Raw genomic sequence first — 23179 nt, forward strand, 5'->3', positions numbered from 1 at the left:
TCGCGGGCCACGGGCGCCCGGCCGGTCGTGATCGGGGCTCGGTCGTTCCGGTTCACGTGCCCTCCTCCCATCGGAGGTCGTCGACGGCGTCGAGGACCCGGTCCACGTCCGGCAGGTGCAGGTGCTCGAGCTTGGGCGGCGGGTACGGGATGTCGAGCCCCGTGACGCGGCCCACGGGTGCGGCGAGCGCGTCCCAGCAGCGCTCGGTCACGCGCGCCGCGATCTCGGAGGCGACACTCGCGAACCCGGGCGCCTCCGCCACCACGACGGCCCGCCCGGTGGAGCGGACGGCCCGGCAGACGGTCTCGTCGTCGAACGGCTGGAGCGAGCGCACGTCCAGCACCTGCAGGCTGCGTCCCTCGGCCGCCGCGGCGGCGGCCGCGTCCAGTGCGACGGGCACGCTCGGCCCGTACGCGATCAGCGTCGCGTCCGTTCCGGGCCGCCGCACCACGGCCCGCCCGACGGGAGCGACCGGCAGGTCGAGGTCCACCTCGTCGGCACCGAAGTACAGCTTCTTCGGCTCCAGGAACACGACCGGGTCGTCCGACGCGATCGCCGCGCGCAGCAGTCCGTAGGCGTCCGCCGGGTCCGACGGCGTCACCACGTGCAGCCCCGGTGTGTGCGCGAAGTACGCTTCCGACGAGTCGCTGTGGTGCTCCACGCCGCCGATCCCGCCGGCGTACGGCACCCGGATCACCATGGGCAGGGGAACCTGCCCGCGCGTGCGGTTGCGCATCTTCGCGACATGGCTCGTGATCTGCTCGAACGCCGGGTAGGCGAACGCGTCGAACTGCATCTCGACGACGGGCCGCATGCCGTTCATCGCCATGCCGACCGCGACGCCGACGATGCCCGCCTCCGCCAGCGGCGTGTCGAAGCAGCGATCCTCGCCGAACTCGGCGGCGAGGCCGTCGGTGATGCGGAAGACGCCGCCCAGCCGCCCCACGTCCTCACCGAAGACGTACACGCTCTCGTCCGCGGCCATCGCGTCGCGCAGGGCGCGGTTGAGGGCCTGGGCCATGGTGAGCTTCTCGTTCATCGGGAGACTCCCCCCAGGTCCCGCTCCGCCTCGTCCCGGAGCATCGCGAGTTGCTCGCGGAGCTGCGGCGTGGGAGTCGCGTAGACGTACTCGAAAAGTTCGGACGGGTCGTGGCGGAGATCCGTGGCGAGTTCCTCGCGCAGGCGCGCCGCCATGCGTTCGGCGTCGTCGGCGAAGGTGGAAAGGCGAGCCTCGTCGACGTCGCCGCGGCCGGTGAGGAACGTCCGCAGCCGGTCGATGGGGTCCCGGCGGGACCAGGCGGCGACCTCGTCGTCGTCCCGGTAGCGGGTGGCGTCGTCGGCGTTGGTGTGGGCCTGCATGCGGTAGGTGTGCGCCTCGACGAGCTGCGGGCCGTCTCCCGTGCGGGCGGCGCCGACCGCGGCGCCGAGCACGGACAGCAGCGCGGCGACGTCGTTCCCGTCGACGCGCTCCCCGGGAATGCCGTACCCGGCGCCCTTGTGCGCGAGCGACGGCGCGGCGGTCTGCCGCGACAGCGGCACGGAGATGGCGAACGTGTTGTTCTGCACGAGGAACACGACCGGCGCGTGGAGCACTGCCGCGAAGTTCAGCGCCTCGTGGAAGTCGCCCTCGCTGGTACCGCCGTCGCCGCACAGGGCGAGCACGACGGTGTCCTCGCCGCGCAGCCGGGCGGCGTGCGCGACACCGACGGCGTGCGGGAGCTGCGTGGCCAGGGGCGTCGTGAGCGGCGCGACGCGATGGGCGGCCACGTCCCAGCCGTGGTGCCACTCGCCGGACAGCAGTGTCAGCGCCTGCCCCGGGTCGACGCCGCGCGCCACCACGGCGGCGGTGTCCCGGTAGGTGGGGAAGAGCCAGTCGCCGTCGGACAGCACGTGCGCGGCCGCGACCTGGCACGCCTCCTGCCCGTGGGAGGACGGGTAGACGGCCAGCCTGCCCTGGCGGACCAGCGCGTACGCCTGGTCGTTGAACCGGCGGGCGGCGATCATCGCGCCGAGGGCGGCGACGAGGTCGTGGGTGGGTGGAAGCTGCCGGCACCCGTGCGGGGCAGGCGCGTCGAGCGCCTGGGTCTCCGGGCCGACGACGTCGGCGGGCGAGGTCTCGGAGGGAACGGCGGCGCGCGCGGGGGTGACCGGAGCGCCGTCGCTGTCGATCAGGGTCACCGGCTCCGTCGCCGGCAGCAGACCCTCAGGATCAGGTCTCATGGTCCGATTGTGGGACGGGGGTCCATCTGGTTGCCATGAACTGGCAAAGGTCGAGAAGATGTGTCGGAGGACGGGCCGATCGAGAGCCGATCGTCCAGAAGTCGCGCACGCAACGGGGCGGAGGCAAGACGGGTGGCACTCGACAGCACGGACGAACGCATCCTGGACGCGCTGCGCCACGACGGGCGCATGTCGATGCGCGCGCTGGCCGAGACCCTCCACATCTCCCGCGCGAACGCCTACGCCCGCACGCGAAGGCTGCGGAGCGAGGGCGTGATCCGCGGGTTCCACGCCGACATCGACCCGGTCGCCGCCGGGCTGGCGACGTCGGCCTACGTGACCCTCAACCTGGTGCAGACCGAGTGGCGCAACATCCGGGCCCGGCTCGAGGCGATGTCCGGCGTGGCGCATTTCGCCCTGGTGGGCGGGGAGTTCGACGTCGTCCTGCTCGTACGGGCACGCGACAACGCGGACCTGCGGCGCATCGTTCTGGACGAGATCCAGGGCATGGACGGGGTGCTGAGCACCCGCACGCTGCTGATCTTCGAGGAAACGGAACCGCAGTACGGGGAGCCGGGAACGCTGGGGTGAGGGGCGCGCTCGGCCCGCCGGCGCGGCGACCGTGGTCGCCGACCTGGCGATGCGGCGTGCGGCGGCACGAGCCGACCCGCCCCTCCTGGCACGAGCCGGGCCGGGTCGGGCTGCTCGACGACGCCACCCGGGCCTCCGGCGAGATGCGGGCACCATCCGGAACGCGGCCCAAGAAATCCGGCGCCGATCTCAACAATTCACCCGACCTTGAGGAAAACAGGGCACATCCGCAGGACTACGACCTCCAGGATTCATGGACAACCGTCCAACTCCGGTACTCTCGCCCGCAGCAGCCTGCGGAGGAGTGAAGTCTTGCCGAACGAAAAGAATGGGTCGAAGGGTCCCGGGCCGTCCGGTCGTTCGCTCACGGAGCGGCTTGCCGGGGCGCTGGCGGAGCTGTCCGACGACGAGTACTACGTGCTGCGCAGCCGTGCCCTCGCCCGGAGACCGACGTCGTACGCCAACCTCGCGGGCGAGCTCGGTGTCGCCGCCGACGACGTCGTCGACCTCGAGCGACGGGCGACCACGCGGATCGCGGGCGCGTCGCGCGGGCCGGACCACGACGCCCTCGCCGAGGCGATGAGCCAGCAGAACAGCACCGTCGCGCTCGCCACGCTGCTGCCGGAGCACCCCGTGCTCACCGAGACCGTGCCGCGCACCAACCTGCCGGTGTGGGCGTTCCTGGTGCAGACGCTCGGCCTCGACGACGCGGCCGGGACGGCACAGGCGGGGAAGACGCCGGGTGGGACGACGCCGGACGGGCCGGGCGGGACCACGCGGGACGGAACGGCGGCGAACGGGGCCGCGGCCGGCGGAACCGCATCCGACGGGACGCCGCCGGCAGATGCCGCGCCGCGGACCGCCGCGCGCCCGACCACCACCGCGCCCTCCACGGCGCCCCTGTCCGGGAGCGCCAGCCGCGCCACGTTCCCCCGGCCCGCGGCACCGCCGCGTCCCCGCGGCTCGGTCGGCGCGGTCCGGCCCGCGTGGACCGCCTGGTTCCCGTGGCTGATCACGCTCGGCCTCGCGGGCGACGGGCGCAAGACCTCCTCATGGGACTTCGAGCCGCAGGTCCGCGGACGGCTACGGCACCAGGTCAACGCCCTGACCTCGATCGTCATCGACCAGCTGCCCGCGGCCCCGGTCGGTGTCATGTTCCCGGCGATCGCGCACACGGACACCATGGCCGACCTCGACATCCCCGCCAGCCACGCGGAGCGCTTCGCCGAGAAGGGCATCCGCACCTTCGGGGACCTGACCGGCCGCACGGTGGCCGAGCTGCGGTTCCTCCCGCACTACGGCGCCAAGACCCTGAGCGCGCTCGTGCAGCGGATGGTGTATCGCTCGCTCCAGCACCCGGCCCCCGCGGGCTCGCCGGCGCCGCCCTCCCTCGACGAACTCGAGCGCCCGCTCGACGAGCGCATCGGCTCCACGCTCGGCTTCCTCGACGAGCGGGCCCGGACGATCCTCACCGCGCGCCGGTTCACCGACCCGCAGGTCAGGCTGCCGGAGCTCGCCGAGCGCTTCGAGATCTCGAACATGCACGCGCAGCAGATCGACAGCCGCTCCGCGTCGCTGGTGCGCAGCACGCTGATCAGCCCGTCGCTCCTGGCCGCCGTGGACGAGCACCTCCCCGCCCCGGACGGCGCGATGAGCATCGACGACCTCGTGGCGCGCATCCCCGTCCTCGGCGCGGTGGTCCCCGCCGCCGAGAACCAGCCGGCATGGCGCGTGCTCGACGGGCTCGGCGGCCTCTTCGAGGTCACGGACGGCGAGGCGCGCCGCGCGTCGTCGAACCGCAAACGCTCGGCCAACCCGCCGGTCCCGGGCCGCCGGACGGCGTAGGGACCGGCTCTGGGCCGCCTACTCGCCGCCCGCGACCAGCGGCTGCAGGTCGAGCGAGTACTCGCGCTGGAGGGACCGGAGGCGCCAGACGTCGCGGAACAGGGCCAGGAGCGTGCCGTCGGACCGGCGCGCGACCTCCGTGCCGACGGCGCGCGTCACCAGCGGCACGTCGTCGGGGCGCACGATCCGGGCCACGGAGAGATCGAGGTGGTCGAGCACCACCGGCGCGGAGAACTCGTGCTCCATCCGGTAGGTGGCCACCTCGAACTGCAGCGGGCCGACCGCCGCGAGGATCGGGTTCCCGTCCCCGCGCGCGTCGCTCACCAGGACCTGCACCACGCCCTCCTGCTGGAGCTGGGCGATGCCCTTGCGGAACTGCTTCGACCTGCCCGGGTCCTTCACCCGTGCCGCCCGGAAGTGCTCGGGCGCGAACGCCGGCATCGGCGGGTAGCGCACCGCCGCGCCGCCCGGCTCGTACAGCGAGTCGCCGACGGCGAGCGTGCTCGCGTTCACCAGCCCGACGACGTCCCCCGGGAACGCCTCCTCGACGGTCTCCCGCTCCCGGCCGAACACCTGCAGCGCGTATTTCGTGGCGAACGGGCGGCCGGTGCGCTCGTGCGTGACGACCATGCCGCGCTCGAACCTCCCCGAGCACACCCGCAGGAACGCGACGTGGTCGCGGTGCTTGGGGTCCATCCCGGCCTGCATCTTGAACACGAAACCGCTGAACGGGGCGTCGACGGGCCGGGTCGGCAGGCCGGCCGGCAGCTCGCCGGCGGTCGTGTCCGACGTCGCCGCCTCGCCGCGCACCCCCGCCCTGGCCCCGGCCCCCAGCACGTCCGCGGTGCGCCGCACGTCGGGCCGGGCGGACGGCGGCGGCGCGAGGTCGACGATCGCGTCGAGCAGCTGCCGCACGCCGATGTTCGCGAGTGCCGCGCCGAACAGGAGCGGCGTCGTCCGCCCGGCGAGGAACGAGTCCTGGTCCACGCCGTCGAGCAGGGCCGCGGCCTCGACGGCGTCGTCGTAGTCGGCGCCGAGCCGCTCCCGGGCGGTGCCGGGGACCAGGCGGGTCTCGGCGGCGAGCTGCGCGCCGCCCGGGGCGCGCTCGTAGGTGCGCACGTCGCCGGCGGCGACGTCGAGCAGCCCGACGAACCGTCCCGCCTCGCCGAGCGGCCAGGTCAGCGGGGTCGGCCTGAGGGTGATACGTTGCTCCAGCTCGTCGCACAGCTCGAGCGCCTCCAGGCCGGGGCGGTCCCACTTGTTGATCAGCGTGATGACGGGCACGCCGCGGCGCCGGCACACCTCGAACAGCTTGAGGGTCTGGGGCTCCAGCCCCTTGGCGGCGTCGAGCAGCATGACGGCGGCGTCGACGGCGGTGAGCACACGGTAGGTGTCCTCGGAGAAGTCGGCGTGGCCGGGCGTGTCCAGCAGGTTGATCACGGTGTCCCCGTAGGCGAGCCGGAGTGCCGCCGACGTGATCGAGATCCCGCGCTTCTGCTCCATCTCCATCCAGTCGGAGACGACGCCGGCGCGATCGCCCTTGCCGTGCACCGCGCCGGCCGTGGTGATCGCCCGGGTGTGCAGGGCGAGCGCCTCGGTGAGCGTCGACTTGCCGGCGTCGGGATGGGAGATGACGGCGATGCTGCGCCGCCGTGCCGCCTCGGTACGGACGTCGCCTCCGGTGTGGTGATCGGTCACGTGTTCCTCGCCTCTCGATCGGCGTCCCGGTTCGTGTCCCGGTTCGCCGCGCGCCGCTGGCGGCGGGCCTCGCGGCGCAGGTTCGCCGCGAACTCCTCGGCCATCTCGAGCTGGTCGCGCAGGGCCGCGCAGCGCTCGTCCGCCGCGGTCTGGTACATGGTCAGCCGGTCCAGGAGCTCGTCGCGCTCGCGGGCGTCCGGGGCGTCGGCGCCGGGCGCCTGCGCGGCGTCGAGCGCGTCGACGACGCTCAGCAGGTCGCGCGTCTCCTCCAGCGAGAAGCCGAGCGGTTTCATCCGCTTGATCAGCATCAGCCGCGCGATGTCGGACTCGGTGTACAGCCGGAAGCCGCCCCGCGACCGCGCCGACGGGATGACGAGCCCGACCTCCTCGTAGTACCGGATGCTGCGCAGCGACAGGTCGGTACGGTCGGCGACCTCGCCGATCTGCTTGTGGTTCAGCGCCATGCTCCTCCTCGGACGGCGTCCACTCTAACGCGGCGGCAGGGTGATATCCGCAGCGGGCCGCGCCCGGCGCCGCCGTACGTTCACGCGGCGGAAGAGATCGCTCGGCGGACCCGGAAAAACAGGGTCCACCCCCGGGCCGGTTGCGGGCACACTATGGCCATGCCCACGCTCACCCAGCTCGCCGCGTTCACGATCGCCTCGATCGTGCTGATCGAGATCCCCGGCCCGAGCCTGCTGTTCGCGCTCGGCCGGGCGCTGACCGTCGGCCGCCGCGACGCGGTCCTGTCGGTGGTCGGCAACGCGTCCGGGGTGCTGGTCCAGGGCGTGGCCGCGGCGCTCGGCCTGGGCGCGCTCGTGGCGGCGTCGACGACGGCGTTCACGGTGCTCAAGCTGGTCGGCGCGGCCTACGTGATCTATCTGGGCATCCAGGCGATCCGGCACCGCGGTGACGCGCGGGCGGCGCTGGAGCAGGACGGGGCCGCGCGGCGGACGAGCGGGTTCGCCGCCGTCCGGGCGGGCTTCGTGGTGGGCGTGACCAACCCGAAGACGATCGTGTTCCTCATGGCGTTCCTCCCGCAGTTCATCGCCGCCGACGCGCCGGCCGTGCCGCAGCTGCTCCTGCTCGGCGCGCTGTTCGCGGTGCTCGCGTGCGCGTCGGACGTCATCTGGGTGCTGGCCGCGAGCCAGGCGCGGACCTGGTTCGCGCGCCGTCCCGAGCGGCTCGACGGGCTGGGCCTGACCGGCGGGGTGATGATGATCGGCGTCGGCGGGTTCCTGGCGACGAGCCACAACACCTGACGGCGCCCGGCGGGTCGGGTCAGTTCTCGTACCGCTTGCGGTAGTACTCGCTCCACCTCGAGGTCCCCGTGCCGTACGCCGCGCCCCAGTCGTGCACCTTCTCCCGGTAGGCGTCGCCGTAGTTGGCGGTCCTGGTGTCGTAGCCGTAGCGCCAGAGCTCGTTCTTCCGGTCGTAGAAGTACTGCCAGACGGCGGTCTCGGTGGCGTGATCCAGGGCGCCGCGGGCTCCGAGCTCGCGCGCCACCTCCATGCCGGCGCGGCCCTCGTCCTCGGCCGCGTCCATGAGGGCGCGGCCGAACTGCTCCGCCTCGGCCATGTTGGCGCGCCCGGCCTCCTCGATCCGCTCCAGCTCGGCGCGTTTCCAGGCGTCCCAGGCGTCCATCATCCGGGAGTACTCCTCGTCGAGGTACTGCTCCAGGTCGGTCTCCGAGCTCGCGTCGGTGTAGGCGCCGCCGCCCGCGTCGGCGATCGCGCGCAGGCCCTCGTGGTCCGGGTTACCGACCTGGAACCCGATCACGTTCACGATCGGCTCCACGCCGCCGTCCGCGAGTTCGCGCGCGGCGGCGACGGGATCGCCGCCGCAGGTCTCCAGGCCGTCGGTGACCACGTAGACGATGGCGTCGGTCGCCTCGTCGGGCACGTCGCCGGAGGCGGCCCGGACGGCACGTGCCAGCGGGGTCCAGCCGGTGGGTTCGACGTCGTCGAGGGCATCCGCGAACCGGGCGTCGCCCGCCTCGCCGTCGTACACGACGGCGCTCGACGCGCACGACTCGCGCTTGCCGCCCGCCGAGGCGTCTCCCGCGTGGCCGTACACGCGCAGGGAGACCGTGGCGTCCTCCGGGAGCCGGGCGACGAACCGCGACAGGGCCGCCTTGGCCGCGTCCATGCGGGTGCCGTCCCCGGCGCGCTCGGCCATCGATCCGCTCGCGTCCAGGACGAGCGCGAAGTGGTTGGTGCCCACCGCGGTGACCTCGGCCGGTTCGTCGGCGGGGCCGGCCGCCGCCGGGTCGTCGATCGCGTACTGGAACTCTACGGTCCCCGCCAGCGCGCCCGCGTAGTCCCCGTGGATCCGGCCGAGGATCGCGCGCTGCCACTCCTCCGTGGTCTCCGGCTCCATCGCCAGCACGGCGTCGACGACGGCGTCCTCGTCGAACGCGTCGCCCGCGAAGGGGCCGGGTTCGTACAGCATGAGCCGCTCGGTCGCCGTGAGGTCCCGTGGGGCGTCGTAGTCGACGGGCACCAGCTCGGGAACGCCGGGGGACGGCGTGCTTGTCGCGGGTCCGCCGTCGGCATCGGCGCCGTCCGCGCCGTCGGCGGAGCCGGCCGGTGCGGCGGTGCACGCCGCGAGCGACGCGACGAGGACCGCGGTGAGCAACGGCCGCGACCGGCGCATCGGCACGGAGGGAGCGGACCTGCGGGATGGGTGCGTCACGGGGACTCCTCGTCGTGCGCGGGACCTGCGGCTGCGCGGCGGGCCCAGGATGCCGGGCGGACTTGCCCGGCCGCAACAGCTGGTCGGCCAAATGCGCTGGGTGCGGGTAACGTTCCTGGCTGTGGAGAGGATCGCGATCATCGGCTGCGGGGGGTCGGGCAAGACCTACCTGGCCAACAAGCTCGCCCGTGTCCTCGACCTCCCCCTCACGCACCTGGACAGCGTCTACTACGACGCCGACTGGAACCCGCTGCCCCGGGAGGAGTTCGCCGAGGTCCAGCGCGCACTGGTGGCGCGGCCCCGGTGGCTGGTGGAGGGCAACTACACGGACACGCTCCTGATCCGGCTGGCCGCCGCGGACACCGTGATCTTCCTCGATCTCGACGCGATCACGTGCCTGGCCGGTGTCGTCCGGCGCAGGCTGCGCTACCACGGCGGCCAGCACACCGAGGACGGCGTGTACGACCGGATCAGCTGGAGCTTTGTCCGCTACATCTGGGGCTACCGCAGGACCATGCGGCCCAGGGTCCACCGCCTCCTGGCCGAGCACGCCGCCCACGCGGAGCTCATCACCATCACCAGCCGCCGCCAGTCCGCCGCGCTGGTCGCCCAGCTCCGGGCCGTCCGTAGCTGGTCGGTGCGATAGGGCCCGGGACCGGAAGCGCCCGGGGCAAGACGCCTGACCATCGGGTACGCGCGCCGGACGCACGACGACGGGACGGAGCCGGTGCCCCGTCCCGCCGGGCCGACGGCGCGTCCCGCCGTCAGCGTCCGTCGCGGTCGGTGGCGGCAACCCCGCGGACGGCGTCGGCGACGGCCCGGAAGTCCTTGCGCAGGATCGCGCCGTGGTTGCTGGCGACCTTGACGCTCTCGATGTTCGCGTTGCGGGCGGTCACCGCGTCGAGTCCGGCACGGATGCGCTCCTGCTCGTCGCCCTTGCTCCCGAGCGACGTGCCGGAGGCGACGACGTACCGGGTCGGCACGGTGAGGGCGTCGAGCACGGGCGCCAGTTCCCGTTCCCGGGAGAGCGTGCCGAGCTCGATGTTGCTCTCGGCCTGCTGGGCGGCGTTCATCCGCGGGGTCAGGCCCGTCGGGCGCATCAGCATCATGACCGGGCTCAGCCGCCGGAACAGCTTCCGGATCCGTCGCTCCATGGCGTCGTCGAGCCAGTCGTGCGGGAAGGCGCCGTCGACCAGCACGGCGCCCAGGGCGCGGTCCGGGTTGCGGCGGGCCCAGTGCGCGGCGACGACCGCCCCGTAGGACCAGCCCACGACCAGCGCCCGGTCCACGCCCCGAGCCGCGAGGACGGCGTCGACGTCCCGGACGGCGGCCTCGAAGGAGTAGTCCGCCGACGTCCCGGACCTCCGGCCGCGGGCCCGCTCGTCGAAGGTGATGTGGCGCCAGCCGTCGCCGAGGTCGGCGATCACGCGCTTCCAGTACCCCATGGTGGCGAACTGGCCGTTGCAGTAGATGATCGGAATGCCGGTGCCGCCGGTGTCCTCGGTGTACAGGGCGGTGTCGTCGACCGGCACCATGCCCGTCCACGCGCCGGCCGGCGCGCCGGTCGACCTCGGGTCGGTGGAGGAAGTGGTGTTGTTCGTCATGGGGGTTCCTTCGGGTCTCGATGTTCTGGGGCGGGTCAGAGGCTGCGGGCGGTGATGTCGCCGTCCGGGGTGGTGGCCCGGATGTCGAGCTCGGCGACGCCGTCGTTCCTGAGGGCGTTGCTGACGCGCCCGCGGCCGGTACCGGCGTCGAGGGTGGCCGAGACGCCGGCGGCGGCAGCGACCGAGATGTCGCCCGTCCCGCTGCTCAGCACGACCGCGCCGCGCACGGCCTCGGCGATCCGGATGTCGCCCCGCGCGGTGCTGATCTCGGCGGGTCCGCCGAGCCGGACGACCTCGACGTCGCCGTCGATCGCGGCGAGCCGGACGCTCGCGGCCTCGTCGATCTTGATCCGGTGGTACGCGCCCTCGAAGTCGACCTCGCCGAGGCGGCCGACGACGCGCAGCTCGCAGCTGCTGGTCCTGGCCTCGACGCGGGAACCCGCCGGCAGCTTGACGGTGACCTCCAGCGCGCCCGAGGGGCCGGTGAGCCGGTTCCCGGACTCGGAGGCGATCCGCAGGACGCCGTCGGCACAGGTGACGACGGCGTGCTCGGCGGCGCGGACGTCGCGGGCCTTGTCGGGGTCGGCGGGCAGGACCTCGACGGTGGTGTCCGAGCGGTCCGCGGCGATGAGCCGGACCCGCCCGGCGGGGAGGTCGAGGGCGACGGCGATCGGGGCGGGGGTGGCAAAGGTGTGCATCGTGTTCTCCTGGGTGAGTTCGTCGTTTCCGATGTTGGAAACGCTACGACTCGGCCGCGAGGTATCACAACGACCTTGTTGCATCCGGCCCATGTTTCTGCAGGTCGAAGCGATTATATTGGTGCATCGATCATGCCGGGTAACGCAACGGCGAGCGGTTGAGTATTGCAATGAGATGTGAGTGAACGCTACGCTGACGCTCCACCGACCACCACGAGCGACCACCGAGGAGACGGGATGCCCGGAGGCAGACTCACCGAGCAGGAGCGCCGGCAGATCGCGTCGGGGCTGGCCGACGACCTCCCCTACGCCGAGATCGCGCGCCGCCTCGACCGCCCGACGTCGACGATCACGCGCGAGGTCATGCGCAACGGCGGCCCCGGCGGATACCACGCCGCGATGGCACACCGCGCCACCGAACGCCGCGCCCGCCGTCGTCGGCCCGCCTCACCTCGCGCGCGGGACGAGACGCCCCAGCCGTACGGCCGCGACGCCGAGGCGGTCGCCGAGTACGAGGAGGCGCTCACCACCGTGCTCATGACGTCGGGCCTGCCGCGAATGCCGGCCCGGGTCCTGGCCTGCCTGTACATCACCGACGCGGCCAGCCTCACCGCGTCCGAGCTCACCCGGCACCTGCGGGTCAGCCCGGCGTCCGTCTCGAAGGCGATCGCCTTCCTGGAGGGGCAGAACCTCGTGCGCCGGGAGCGTGGGGAGGGGCGCCGCGACCACTACTCCGTCGACGACGAACTCTTCTACCAGTCGACGATCACCGGGGCGCAGGCGAACAACCAGCTCGTGGAGACCGCGCGCCGAGGGGTGCAGGTCCTCGGCGCGCAGACCCCCGCCGCGGTCCGGCTCGAGAGCATCGCCCGCTACCTCGACTTCATCAGCGAGAGCATCATGCGCGCCGCCGAGCAGGCCCGCGAGATCCTCCACACGCGCCCGGAGACGACGCGGGGCGACGACACGGAGCCGAGCGCGGACGGGGGTGGGATCTCGCGCGGCTAGGTGATGAGGTCGGCTCGTTGTCGGGTGGTTGGCCCCGTTGCCGAGTGGTCGGCTCCCCTCCCCATCCGACCGACCACTCGACATCCGGCCGATGCCAGTTGCCGCGCGATCGCCGGAGGCCGAGTCGGCTCGGTCCGGGGACCCCGTGGTGGCCAGGCCGGGCCACGCTACCGGTCGGCTCTGGGCGGACGCTTCTCGGGTGCCAGGAGACCGAGCTGGATCGCGTGTGCCGTGTCGATCGCGCGGGCGAAGGACATCAGGGCGGATGCAACGGACTTCAGCAGGTGCAGCATTTTCTTTCCCTCCATGACGGTGTCGGTCAGGAACGTTCGGTGCGGGCACTTCCGGCGCGAGCACGTTCAGCGCGCTCGACGGGTGCCGAAGGGCTGGCGCGGCTCAAGGACTCGGCGGGCGTCAAGGGCTGGGCGGGTATCGAGGGCTGGGCCGACGACGACGGCCGGGCGCGCGCCGAAAGCTGGGTGGTCCGCAGGCCCAGCACGGCCGCGAGGGCGACCGCGAAGCCGACGACGGCCTGCCACGACAGTGCGTCGTCGAACATCAGCCACCCCCACGCGGCGCTGACGGCGGGGGTGAGGTACAGCCAGGCACTCACGGCGACGGCGCCGGAGGTCCGCAGCACCCAGAGGTACGCCCCGTAGCCACCGGCGAACGCCAGCACGACGAGCCACGCGACCGCGGGCCAGAACGACGGGTCCGGCGGTGGCAGCGCACGCCCGGTCGCCACGGCGAGCACGCCGAAGGCCACGAGTGCGACGACGCTCTGCACGGCCAGCGAGTCGAGCACGTCCCGCCGCTCGGATGGCGGCCACCGCTCGGCCAGCACCGTGGCTGCGGCGAGTGAGAGCATCCCGGACGCCGCCCAGGCGACCCCGGCGGCGCCACCGCCCGTGCCGCCGCCCACCGTGAGGACGACGCCCGCGAACCCCGCGGCCAGCGCGAACCACCGGCGCCGCCGGCTCGACGCTTCCGGACGGCCCGGCATAGTCCGGCCGCCGTTCCGCCGGGCTGACGCTTCCGGACGGCCGGGCGCGGTCCGGTCGCGACTCCGCTGGGCCGACGGTTCCGGACGGTTCGACCTGGCCCGGTCGCTACTTTGCCTGACCGGCGCTTCCGGACGACCCGGCACGGTCCGGCCGCCGTGCCACCGCCCGCCTCGCGACACAGCGACCAGGACGACGGCGACCAAGGCCGGCTGGAGTGACGCGACGAGAGCGGTCGTGCCCGCCGGGAGACCGGCGTCGGCCGCACGGAACACGCCGTACAGGTAGCCGACCTGCCCGAGGATGCCGAGCACGGCCTCGCGCCGCACGTACCGCGCCGGGTACCGGCGGCCGAGGGCCGTGACCAGCAGGACCATCACCGGAGCGGCGACCGCGTACCGCCACAGCAGCGTGGTCTCGGCGGGTGCGGACTGCGCGGCCAGCGCGGCGCCCACGAAGCCGGAGCTCCACAGGATCACGAGCAGGGCGGGTGCGATGCGGACCATGCTGCGAGGTAACCATACTGGTCGGTATACTCGCAGTGCACTCTTCGCCACGGGACGATCTCCGCGCGGCGGGCTCCACGCGGCGAGGGAGCAGGATCCGCACGAGGCCGAGAGCTGCACGAGGCCGATGGGAGAGAACATGCCACGCACCACCACACGCCGTCGCAGGACGCCCAACCCGGCCACCCCGGCCGGGGAAAGGGTGCTCGCGGTGGCCGCCGAGCTGTTCTACGCGCACGGGATCCGCGCCATCGGGGTCGACCGGATCGCCGACGAGGCGGGGGTGACCAAGAAGACCCTCTACGACCGGTTCGGGTCGAAGGATGCCCTGGTGGCGGCCTATCTCGGCCGCCGCGAGGAGGTCTGGCAGAAGCACCTGCACGCGCGGCTGGCGGCGTCGGGCACCAGCGGTGCGGAGCGCCTCCTGCTGGTGCTCGGCATCGCGTCCGACTGGGCCGACAAGAACGAGCGCGGATGCGCCTTCGTGAACGCCCACGCGGAGATCGGCGGGACGGACCATCCCGGCAACGCCGTGATCCGCGCCGACAAGGAATACATGCTCCGGCTGTTCGTGGACCTGGCACGGGAGGCCCTGAGCGGCGAGAGGCCCGGTAGCGCCGGTCCGGGCGATGCTGGTCCGGGAGGTGCCGGCCGGGGCGAGTGTGACGCCGGCGCCGGCCGTCCGGATGACGGCGGCCCCGACCCGGAGACGATCGGCCGCCAGATCCACCTGCTCTACGAGGGCGCCCTCACCGCGCACACCACGGGAGTCCAGCCGAACGCGTTCGCCACGGCACGGTCGGCAGCGGCCGCGCTCCTTGCTCGCTGAGCCAGGGCCCGTCGACGCCGGCGGACGGTCGGGTCGAAGCGAGGCCTGGAGGCCGTCGACCACCTCGTCGCTGCCCTCCGCCGGCAGGTTCAGGCTGATCACGTAGCGTTCCTCGCTGCCCTCCGGATGGAGGATGAACCGCACGGGTCGGAGCGTGGGGGCCTTCCCGCCCGGCTCTCCCCCGCCGAAGACCGAGTCCATCAGGTCGTCGGTCGCGTCCTCGATGGTCGCGACGCTCGCGCCCGCGACGTCGAACGCCTCGGCGTCGGCCCCAGGCGTCGACCGGAGGCCCACGGCGTCGGTGTCGTAGAACTCGTAGTGCGGGGTGAGGAGCTCGACGAGGATGTACGGGGGACGGTCGGGGTCCCGGCGGTCGTGCCAGGTCAGGGACTCGGAGCCCGGTTCGTCAGCGTTCGGGCCGTCGGTCTCGAACTCCAGCTGGAACTGCTCGACGGCCGTCGCGCCCGTGCGAACCACCGTGAAGTCCGGGTGCACGCGCTCGGCCTGCCGGGGAGGCTCGATGTCCTCGGTCGTCGTCATACCCACTGGACGCACCCGACCGCCCCCCGGGTTGCACGGTGTCCACCATTTCCGCGGCGGCCCCGACCTCGCCTTCCGCAACGACCCGGGCCTCGGGAGGAGGACGGGACCCCCCGGAATCGACGGCGCGGCGCGGACGTTCTCGCCGACATGACCGAGCCGTGGCTGGACCCGAGGACCATCGACCACCTTCTCGACGACACCAAGACCTGGGCCGTCGTCGGCCTGTCGCGTGACCCGGAGCGAACGGCCTACTCGATCGCCCAGGTGCTGCAGTCGAAGGGCAAGCGGATCGTCCCGATCCACCCGGGTGCCGCGGCAGAGGGCCGGGAGGTCCTCGGCGAGAAGGCCTACGCGACGCTCGCCGACGCGGCCGCCGCCGTCGGCGGGATCGACGTCGTCGACGTCTTCCGCCGATCCGAGGCGGCCGGCGAGTTCGCCGACCAGGCGGTCGAGATCGGCGCCCGCGGCGTGTGGTTCCAGCTCGGCGTCATCGACGAGGACGCATACCGGCGCACGACAGCCGCAGGCGTCCCGATGGTGATGAACAGCTGCCCTGCCATCCAGTGGGGCGAGCGCGAGGGCTGAGTCAGGGGTCGTCCGCCGAACGTCACGCGCCGAACTTCACGATCCTGCGGGGCTGCACCCGGACAAACCGGCCGGGGCGGGCTACGGTCGAATCATGCCGCAGCCCGACCGGAAGCCGTCGCCGGAGCAGCTCATCCGGAACTGGAACGAGCTGCTGCAGGAACTGCGCGTGATGCAGACCGGGATCCAGATCCTCACCGGGTTCCTGCTGACGGTGCCGTTCTCCGCACGGTTCGAGGATCTCGCGCAGTACCAGCGAATCCTCTACCTCGGCGTACTCGTCGCCGCGGTGCTCACCACGTGCGTGATCGTCGCGCCGGTGGCGTTCCACCGGATGCTGTTCCGCCAGCGCAAGCGGGAATGGCTGGTGCGGATGGCGAATCTGTGCGCCCGGCTCGGACTCACTGGTTTCGCGGTCGTGTCGGCGTCCGTGATGCTCCTGGTGTTCGACGTGGTGGTGGGGCAGACCCCGGCATGGATCGCCGCCGCGAGCGTGGCACTGGTGTTCGCGGCGCTCTGGTTCGGGGTACCGCGCCTCGGCCGGCGAAAGTGACGACAGCCGTCACGAGCAGCGGTCGCCGACACCGGCCACCCGGCACCAGCAGCCGGAACCGTCCACCCGGAGCCACCACCCGAAGCCCTCACCGGCAGCGCGGCACCGGCGAGCTCCAGGTGGTGTTCGACCGGTTCGAGACGTGGCGGTCCGTGACCCAGCGCCCGTCGCGCAGCTTGTTCCACACCGAGGTGGACCCGACCGTGCTGCCCGACTTCTGGCACATCACGTAGGCCAGGGCGCCGCGACGGAGCGGGCTCCCCGTCGTCGGGAACGACACGCCGGGGCCGGTGCGGGCGTTCAGCGAGCTCGTGGTCACCTGCCCCGGGTAGACGCACCGCGGCACCGCGGCGCTGAACCCGGTGTCCGACGGGGTCGAGACGTAGTAGTCGCTGACCCATGCCCCGTTGGTCAGCCGGTCCCACACCTCGGTGGTACCGACCTTCTGCCCGCTGCCCTGGCACACCACGGACAGGGAGGCACCCGGCGCGTAGGTCCGCACGACGGAGGTGGAGGTCGACGGCCCGGACCGCGCATTGAGCGACGTCGTGCTGGTGACCTCGTAGGTCCGCGCGACGCTGGCCACGGGTGCCCTGAGGACGTCGGAGTCGATGTTGATCGTCACGCCACCCCACGTCTCTTTGTGGTCGCCCTCGTACTGCTTGGCGCGCTGGAAGACGGACCAGTGCGAGTTCGGCGCCGTCGGCCAGCCGGTGAGCGACGGCGACCCGTCCCAGCGGGCCATCCACACCGCGTCCGGGCGGGCGTACGTGGTCGAGTCGTAGGAGTCGGAGAGGTCGAGCAGTCCCGAGTTCTGGTGCACGTACACGCCCGCCAGGTATCCCGCCCCGTGCAGCGTCTTCGTCCACGCCGAGACGTACCGCCGCATCGCCGTCCGGCAGGTCGAGTCGGTGCGGTCGTAGTGCTCGACGTCGGCGTACAGCGCGCTGCCCGCGAGCAGGCCCAGCGCCTTGGCCTGCGCGACGGCGTCCGTGGCGTCCGAGGTGCCCCGGGAGGTGGCGTTGCTCGCGGTGTAGCGGTGGGGCTTGTCACCGAACATGCAGGACGGCTGGTACCCGAAGTAGGTGGGCAGCAGCTTCCAGCCCGCCGCGGTGACGTCACGCACCCACGCCTTCGTGAGGTTCGGCTGCGCGCAGCCGCGGTTGTTCCCGCCGAAGTAGATGTTCACCGCCGAGTACGGCGACGTCCCCCTCCACGCCTGCAGCGCCGTGAGCGAGGGCGCGGTGCAGGTGTCGAAGCCGAGCCGGTCGGCCCGCGTCGCGGTCGAGCCGGACGGGTACACCACCGGGGTCTCCGGCTCGGCGGCCGCGGGCGCGGCCAGCCCCACCAGAAGCACGGCCAGGCAGCTGCCGAACACGGTCAGCCGCCGGACCACCTGACGCTTGGCGACCATCACACACCTCCGGGAAACGCATCCAGTTGTCCACCAGAAATGTCCGCCCCTAGACCTCAGTGCGACAGGGCCGATGATCCCAGAACCGCCGACTTTCCGCCACGGGGACCCGCGCCGAAGACGCCTTCGATGACATCGACCACCCGTTCGGACGCCTCACCGGTGACCGTGATGAGGGCCTCCGCCACGTTCTCGAGACGGAGCCTGCGCGCGGCCAGGGCCGTGGGTGCGCAATGACGGGCCGCCACCGCGGTCACGAACGCGCGATCGCCGTCCTCGGGGAGCGGCGACCGGGGACCGCCGGTGTGGTGGCTGGCCCCCACGTGCACCAGGGGGATCCTGCGGTGGTGGGCGACGAGCGCCCCGGCGAAGGCCGTGGTCGTGTCGCCGTGCACGACGACGGCATCGGCCGGCCGCTCGTCGAGGTACTCGCTGAACCCGCGGAAGGTGCCCACGAGGGCGTCCTCGTGCGCGGGGCCGCGGCGCGACAGCCCCAGGTCGCGGTCGGGCACGACGCCGAACTGCGCGTTGACCCGGTCGAGCAGCTCCCGATGCCGGCCGGTGACGATCACGACGGGTGCGTACCCGTCCCGGCGGCGGAGCTCGTTCACGACCGGAGCCAGCCTCACGGCCTCCGGTCGTGTCCCGTAGAGCACGGCGATCTCACGGTGCGGTGCGACATCCAGCGGTACGACATCCATCTCGGTTCCTTCTGCTCGGGGAGGCGGCCCGCGGTGCCGGGCCACCCTCACCGACGGAACCGAACGCCGCAGGTGACGCACCGAAATGCGGCCCGACGAGCGCGGCGACGCCGAACGCCGCGCGGGGGCGACGCCGAACGCTCCCGGCCTCCCCCGCACGCCGCCGACCCCGCGCCTCACTCGGACTGACCAGGCAGATCACCCTGCCGATCACCTCTGTTGCGCACGACACACCGCTTCCGCCCGCACGTCTTCCCCTGTGCACACACCCGTGTGCCGACGGCCGGCACGAGTTCCGCGCCGGCCGCCAAGGCGAGGGAGGAAGCCGGATGTCAGTGACGACCGTGGGTCGGCAGCGCGCGATCAGGCCTTCGTGGCAGGCACCCGAGCGTCCGGGAGACCCGGGCGACCACGAGGAGCCGAGCGACGCCGAGCTCTTCGACCGGGCCCGGGCCGGCGACGCGGCGGCCATCGACCTCGCCTGGCGTCGCCACTACCCGTACGCCCTCATGATCGCCCGGCGCTACACCCGCGATGGCGCCGACGCCGACGACCTGGCGGCCGAGGCCTTCGTCCGCATCCTGTCGTTGCTGCGCTCGGGCCGCGGCCCGCGGGAGTTCGCCAGGACGTATGTGGCGCGCACCGTGCGCAACATCGCCACCGACCGCTCGCGCAAGAAGACCCTGCCGACCACCGTGATCGACGAGGCGCACGACGTGCCCTCGCGCGACGACACGGCGTCGACCGTCGTGTCGGCCCTGGAGCTCGCCGACGTGCTGGAGGGCCTGGCCGCGTGCCCGCCGCGCCAGCGGTACGCCCTGGAGCGGACCGTGTTCGAGGGCGTCCCGCTGGCCACGGTCTCCGACGAGCTGGGCATCTCCAAGAACGCCGTCGCCGCCCTGCTGGTGCGCACCCGCGAATCGATCCGGCGGTTCGTCGCGCGGCGCGTGCACGAGCGCGCCCGGGAGGCGGCGGCCGCTACGCGGCCTCATCGGCGGTGACCAGCCGGCGCAGTGCGCCCGGGTCCTCCGGGAGCGGCCGCACGGTGATCCGGACCGGTGACCGCAGAAGACTCGAACCGTGCCGGGACGCACCGGTCAGCAGCGCACGGACACGTGCCACGGAGCTCGCGGTCCGCTCCGCGGGTTGCGACCAGCCCAGCACGACCGCCAGCCCGTCGTCGTAGCCGACCGGGCAGTCGGCGTCGAACGCCGCCCGGACCGCCTCGCCCAGCAGCACGTCCCGTTCCCAGCGGGCGAGCCGCCCGAGGACGTCGTCCTGCAGGTCCGGGGCCGTCCTGCCGTCGATGATCACCAGGACGGGTGACCCGCCGCCGCGGGCGCCGTGCACGCCGGCCAGGGTGTCCTCCGCCCGTGCCAGGAACTCGTCGTGCCCGGGCAGTCCGCTCATGCCGCTGGACGCGGCACGGGCGGGCGGTCCGACGTCGGCGGTCTCCCAGCCGGCCGCGAACGCCAGGGTGACGGCCACGGGAAGGACCTCGGAGCAGGTCTCGAAGAGCACGCCGAGGTCGCGCAGCCCTTCGGTGACGCCGACGCCGGCGCGGGCACGCGCCGCGCCCAGGGCGGCGGCGGGCGCCTCGGCCTCCAGGCCGCGCAGGACGGCCTCGGCGAGGCGGACGGCCGCGGGGGCGGACCAGTCCTCGGGCATGCGCCAGCCGGCGGCGAGCGTGCGACTGCGCCATCGCGCGCAGAGCGCGCCGAGCGCGTCGTCGGGTGGGGGTGTCGTGTTCATCGCGAAGGTAGACGACGAAATCACCCGGCGATGACGCCCGCAAGCCGGAACGCCGCGACTCCCCCGGGATCACCCCCCGGATCACCCCCACCGGTGATGCCTATTTAAGGCCATTCACCCGTAACATGCTGCGAAATCAGGCACGCGCGTGACCCCAAGAGCTGGGGTCCGGACGGAGGCCGGCGGGGTCCCCGGCGCGCCGTCCCACCGCGACGTCAGGGGGTTCTGTCCATGCTCGAGACGCCCGGTCCCGTACCGGCACACCGCCCGCCGACGACGGCGTCGGCGGCGACGGACGACCGCCTCCTGGCGGACCTCCGCGGAGGCCGGGAACAGGCCTTCGCCGAGCTCTACGCCCGGCACCACCGCACCGCGGCCGGTGTCGCCAGGAGGGTCGTGGGCAGCGGGCCGGCGGTCGACGACGTCGTCGCCGACTCGTTCACGGCGCTGCTGTCGGCGGTGCGGCGCGGGGGCGGGCCGTCGAGCAACGTCCGGTCCTACCTGCTGACCACGGTGCGCAACACCGCCGTCGGGTACCTGCGGGCGCGGGAGCGGGCGATCCCCGCCGAGGCGGACGTGATCGACCGTCCCCACCACGATCCCGACGGGCTGGTCGGGGCCGACGACGAACAACGCGTCCGCCGGGCGTTCGCCGCCCTCCCGCCACGCTGGCGCCGCGTGCTGTGGTACGTGGACGTGCACGAGCTGGCTCCCGCGCACGTCGGCCCGCTCCTGGGGATCTCGCCCAACGCCGTGTCGTCGCTCGCCCGCCGGGCACGCGAGCGCCTGCGGCGCGAGTACCTGCAGGCCCACCAGGACCGCGTGGCGCCGGGCTGCGAGGACTACGCGCCGCATCTCGCCCGGTTCGTCGAGCAGGCGCTGGCCGCCCCGGTGCAGCGCCGCCTCGAGGTGCACGTGCTGGCGTGCGCGCCCTGCTCCACCGCCGTGGAGCAGATGCGGGACCTCAAGAGCCGCATGCGCGGCATCCTCCTGCCCGTCGGGCTCGCGACGGCCGCCACCGTCGCACCGCTCCGCACCCGCCGCGCCCGCGCCCGGTCCCGGGCGGGGACGGCGGCCGGAGCGCTCAGCCCGGCCGCCGCCCTGGCACTCGGCCGGCGATGGTGGTGGTCACGTCCGCGGGACAAGCGGCCCGTGCTGCTCCTCGCCACTCCGGCGGTCGCGCTTGGCCTCCTCCTCATCGCGTCGCTGGTCACGGCCCCCGAGGCCGGGGATCTCGGGGCCCGCGCCGACTCCCCGCCGACCGCCGCGCCGCCGCCCGGCGCACCGACACCCGACGCGGTGGGGCCGGACGACGCCGAACCCGACCGGGGCGAGCGCGACCAGCGCGACCCCGAGGAGGACGGCCCCGGTTCGCGCGAGCCCGATCCGGACGGTCCCGGCCCGGATGATCCCGGCCCGGATGATCCCGGCCCGGATGATCCCGGTCCGGAGCAGTCCGCGCCCGATCGGTCGCGTCCCGCGGCCACGCCACCCGGCACGGACGACACCGGCCCCGGTCCCCCGGGACCCGGACCCGACCACCCGGAAGGCCCCGGTCCGCCGACACCGGGCCCCCCGGACGAGACGCCCCCACCCGGGACCGATCCGCCGGACCCCGATCCGACCGAACCTCCGCCGGACCCCGAACCGCAGGTCGTCCAGGTCGCGCACGACGACCTGGGCGACCTGGTGCCCGGCCGCGCCGGCGTGCTCGGCGCCACCGTGACCAACCCGAACCCGGGTGCCGTCGGCCCCGTGACGGTCGACCTCGCGCTCCCGGCCGGGATCGAGCTCGACACGGCCCACGCGGCACGCGCCGCCTCCGCGTGGACCTGCGCCGATCCACCCGGCTCGGACGGGCCGAGCTGCACGGTCGGCACGATCGCGGGAGGCACGGCCGCCACGCTGCTGGTGCCGGTGCTGGTCGCGACGGACGTGCCCGAGGGCGCGGCCGCGGTGCGCCTGGACGTCGGCGGGGACGACGTCCAACCTACCGGCGCGGACCTGGCCGTACCGGTGAGCGTGAGCCCGCTCGCCGCCCGCTACGTCGCCACGGGAGACGTCGGCGTGGCACAGGCCGGCGCGCCCGTGCTGCACTGCGCCCCGTCGGCGCCGGGCTGCGCGTCCGCGGCCGCGGGGACGGCCACCGGGGGTGCGCTGAACAACAACGGCTGGACCATGGCGCCCGTGGACGCCCTCGGGACCGGGACGAACTCGTCCACGGCCGAGCTCGACCTCCCGGAGGGATCCGAGGTCGTGGCGGCCCGTCTCTACTGGGCGGGGAGCTGTGCCGGCGAGGTGGGGCCGGTCCGGCTGGCCCCTCCCGACGGTGAGCTCGCCGCCGTCGGCGAGACCGCGGACCTGGCGGTCGAGCGGTCTGGGGAGGCCTATCAGGCGGGTGTCGACGTGACCGACGTCGTGCGCGCCGGGGGCGCCGGAACCTGGGCCGTCGCCGACGTGTGCGCGATCCCGGGCGACGGCCGGTGGGCGGGCTGGGCGCTCGTCGTCGTGCATCGGAGCGCCACTCCGGACCCGGCGGCCGCCGGGCTCGCGATCGTCTACGACGGGTGGATGGGCGTGACGCCCGATCAGACCCCGCGGTTCGCCGCGGCGGGCCGCCCGGGCACCGCCGTCCGCGTCGGCGTCGTGGCGTGGGACGGGGACCGGGGCGCCGACGGGAACCGGCTGCTGCTCGACGGCGCGCCGCTGGTGCCCCTGCGGTGGGACGGCTCGGCCCCCGCCGGCCCGGGCTCTCCGCACGGCGCGTTCGACTCGACGGCATGGGGCTCGGGATACGCCAACGCGCTGGGCGTGGACGTCCGGCCCTTCGCCCCGGCCACGCTGACCGGCCCGCGCGCCGAGATCACCGCGGCCACCGACACGGACTACTACACGATCGGGGCCGTCACCGTCGTGACGGGGTCGGACCCCTGACCC

At 73.6% G+C, this 23179-nt stretch carries 22 protein-coding genes; 10 read left to right on the forward strand and 12 right to left on the reverse strand.

Going from position 1 to position 23179, the window contains the following annotated elements; genetic code table 11:
* Positions 1-52: 52 nt before the first annotated feature.
* Positions 53-1039 carry an alpha-ketoacid dehydrogenase subunit beta gene (locus IIE03_RS17070; protein ID WP_192863958.1) on the reverse strand — a complete coding sequence of 329 codons (987 nt, stop codon included), beginning with the start codon at positions 1037-1039 and terminating at the stop codon, positions 53-55.
* Positions 1036-2220 carry a thiamine pyrophosphate-dependent dehydrogenase E1 component subunit alpha gene (locus IIE03_RS17075; RefSeq protein WP_192863959.1) on the reverse strand — a complete coding sequence of 395 codons (1185 nt, stop codon included), beginning with the start codon at positions 2218-2220 and terminating at the stop codon, positions 1036-1038. The genes IIE03_RS17070 and IIE03_RS17075 overlap by 4 nt, the downstream gene beginning before the upstream one ends.
* A gap of 132 nt (positions 2221-2352) precedes the next feature.
* On the opposite strand from IIE03_RS17075, the gene IIE03_RS17080 reads away from it, so the two are divergent.
* Complete coding sequence (locus IIE03_RS17080) at positions 2353-2811, forward strand: Lrp/AsnC family transcriptional regulator (protein ID WP_318843042.1); 459 nt, start codon at positions 2353-2355, stop codon at positions 2809-2811.
* Between the two features lie 312 nt (positions 2812-3123).
* On the forward strand, positions 3124-4656 hold the full coding sequence (locus tag IIE03_RS17085; RefSeq protein ID WP_192863961.1) for a hypothetical protein: 1533 nt from the start codon (positions 3124-3126) through the stop codon (positions 4654-4656).
* 18 nt (positions 4657-4674) lie between these two features.
* On the opposite strand, the gene IIE03_RS17090 is transcribed toward IIE03_RS17085, so the two are convergent.
* Together IIE03_RS17090 and IIE03_RS17095 are read right to left on the reverse strand one after the other, a co-directional pair.
* The gene (locus tag IIE03_RS17090; protein ID WP_192863962.1) at positions 4675-6354 is read right to left on the reverse strand and encodes a peptide chain release factor 3; all 1680 of its coding nucleotides are present in this window, start codon (positions 6352-6354) and stop codon (positions 4675-4677) included.
* Entirely contained in the window at positions 6351-6818 is a 468-nt protein-coding gene (locus IIE03_RS17095) for a MerR family transcriptional regulator (RefSeq protein ID WP_192863963.1), read from the reverse strand. Before IIE03_RS17095 ends, IIE03_RS17090 begins: the two co-directional genes overlap by 4 nt.
* Positions 6819-6977: 159 nt before the next feature.
* Here IIE03_RS17095 and IIE03_RS17100 point away from each other — a divergent pair, with 159 nt between their 5' ends.
* Complete coding sequence (locus IIE03_RS17100; protein WP_192863964.1) at positions 6978-7616, forward strand: LysE family translocator; 639 nt, start codon at positions 6978-6980, stop codon at positions 7614-7616.
* Between the two features lie 19 nt (positions 7617-7635).
* On the opposite strand, the gene IIE03_RS17105 is transcribed toward IIE03_RS17100, so the two are convergent.
* The gene (locus IIE03_RS17105) at positions 7636-9048 is read right to left on the reverse strand and encodes a VWA domain-containing protein (RefSeq protein WP_192863965.1); all 1413 of its coding nucleotides are present in this window, start codon (positions 9046-9048) and stop codon (positions 7636-7638) included.
* 121 nt (positions 9049-9169) lie between these two features.
* Between IIE03_RS17105 and IIE03_RS17110 the strand changes: the two genes are divergently transcribed.
* Positions 9170-9694: a P-loop NTPase family protein gene (locus IIE03_RS17110; RefSeq protein WP_192863966.1), complete on the forward strand. Its 525-nt coding sequence runs from the start codon at positions 9170-9172 to the stop codon at positions 9692-9694.
* Positions 9695-9812: 118 nt separating this feature from the next.
* Here IIE03_RS17110 and IIE03_RS17115 read toward each other — a convergent pair whose 3' ends face one another.
* Entirely contained in the window at positions 9813-10652 is an 840-nt protein-coding gene (locus IIE03_RS17115; RefSeq protein WP_192863967.1) for an alpha/beta fold hydrolase, read from the reverse strand.
* Between the two features lie 35 nt (positions 10653-10687).
* Entirely contained in the window at positions 10688-11350 is a 663-nt protein-coding gene (locus tag IIE03_RS17120; protein ID WP_192863968.1) for a DUF4097 family beta strand repeat-containing protein, read from the reverse strand.
* A 237-nt stretch (positions 11351-11587) separates the two neighbouring features.
* Here IIE03_RS17120 and IIE03_RS17125 point away from each other — a divergent pair, with 237 nt between their 5' ends.
* Complete coding sequence (locus IIE03_RS17125; RefSeq protein WP_192863969.1) at positions 11588-12358, forward strand: helix-turn-helix domain-containing protein; 771 nt, start codon at positions 11588-11590, stop codon at positions 12356-12358.
* Positions 12359-12525: 167 nt separating this feature from the next.
* Here IIE03_RS17125 and IIE03_RS17130 read toward each other — a convergent pair whose 3' ends face one another.
* Positions 12526-12666, reverse strand: a complete 141-nt coding sequence (locus IIE03_RS17130; RefSeq protein WP_192863970.1) for a hypothetical protein — start codon at positions 12664-12666, stop codon at positions 12526-12528.
* Between the two features lie 11 nt (positions 12667-12677).
* A complete protein-coding gene (locus IIE03_RS17135) occupies positions 12678-13865 on the reverse strand; it encodes a DMT family transporter (protein WP_192863971.1) in 1188 nt (395 codons plus the stop codon).
* 139 nt (positions 13866-14004) lie between these two features.
* Here IIE03_RS17135 and IIE03_RS17140 point away from each other — a divergent pair, with 139 nt between their 5' ends.
* The 3 genes from IIE03_RS17140 (at position 14005) to IIE03_RS17150 (ending at position 16375) form a co-directional block, all read left to right on the forward strand.
* Positions 14005-14694: a TetR/AcrR family transcriptional regulator gene (locus IIE03_RS17140; protein WP_225997918.1), complete on the forward strand. Its 690-nt coding sequence runs from the start codon at positions 14005-14007 to the stop codon at positions 14692-14694.
* A gap of 690 nt (positions 14695-15384) precedes the next feature.
* Complete coding sequence (locus IIE03_RS17145) at positions 15385-15822, forward strand: CoA-binding protein (RefSeq protein ID WP_192863973.1); 438 nt, start codon at positions 15385-15387, stop codon at positions 15820-15822.
* Positions 15823-15916: 94 nt separating this feature from the next.
* Positions 15917-16375, forward strand: coding sequence for a DUF6328 family protein (locus IIE03_RS17150; RefSeq protein ID WP_192863974.1), 459 nt, complete (start codon positions 15917-15919; stop codon positions 16373-16375).
* 88 nt (positions 16376-16463) lie between these two features.
* On the opposite strand, the gene IIE03_RS17155 is transcribed toward IIE03_RS17150, so the two are convergent.
* Both IIE03_RS17155 and IIE03_RS17160 read right to left on the reverse strand, forming a co-directional pair.
* Complete coding sequence (locus IIE03_RS17155; protein WP_192863975.1) at positions 16464-17789, reverse strand: glycoside hydrolase domain-containing protein; 1326 nt, start codon at positions 17787-17789, stop codon at positions 16464-16466.
* Positions 17790-17845: 56 nt separating this feature from the next.
* The gene (locus IIE03_RS17160) at positions 17846-18490 is read right to left on the reverse strand and encodes a UDP-N-acetylglucosamine 2-epimerase (RefSeq protein WP_192863976.1); all 645 of its coding nucleotides are present in this window, start codon (positions 18488-18490) and stop codon (positions 17846-17848) included.
* Between the two features lie 329 nt (positions 18491-18819).
* Between IIE03_RS17160 and IIE03_RS17165 the strand changes: the two genes are divergently transcribed.
* On the forward strand, positions 18820-19491 hold the full coding sequence (locus tag IIE03_RS17165) for an RNA polymerase sigma factor (protein ID WP_192863977.1): 672 nt from the start codon (positions 18820-18822) through the stop codon (positions 19489-19491).
* Here IIE03_RS17165 and IIE03_RS17170 read toward each other — a convergent pair.
* Positions 19469-20242, reverse strand: coding sequence for a hypothetical protein (locus IIE03_RS17170; protein ID WP_192863978.1), 774 nt, complete (start codon positions 20240-20242; stop codon positions 19469-19471). The two genes, IIE03_RS17165 and IIE03_RS17170, sit on opposite strands and share 23 nt — an antisense overlap.
* A gap of 231 nt (positions 20243-20473) precedes the next feature.
* Here IIE03_RS17170 and IIE03_RS17175 point away from each other — a divergent pair, with 231 nt between their 5' ends.
* Positions 20474-23176 carry a sigma-70 family RNA polymerase sigma factor gene (locus tag IIE03_RS17175; protein ID WP_192863979.1) on the forward strand — a complete coding sequence of 901 codons (2703 nt, stop codon included), beginning with the start codon at positions 20474-20476 and terminating at the stop codon, positions 23174-23176.
* Positions 23177-23179 lie beyond the last annotated feature (3 nt).

This window comes from Myceligenerans pegani, assembly GCF_014892515.1.
In the GTDB taxonomy this organism is placed as follows: domain Bacteria; phylum Actinomycetota; class Actinomycetes; order Actinomycetales; family Cellulomonadaceae; genus Myceligenerans; species Myceligenerans pegani.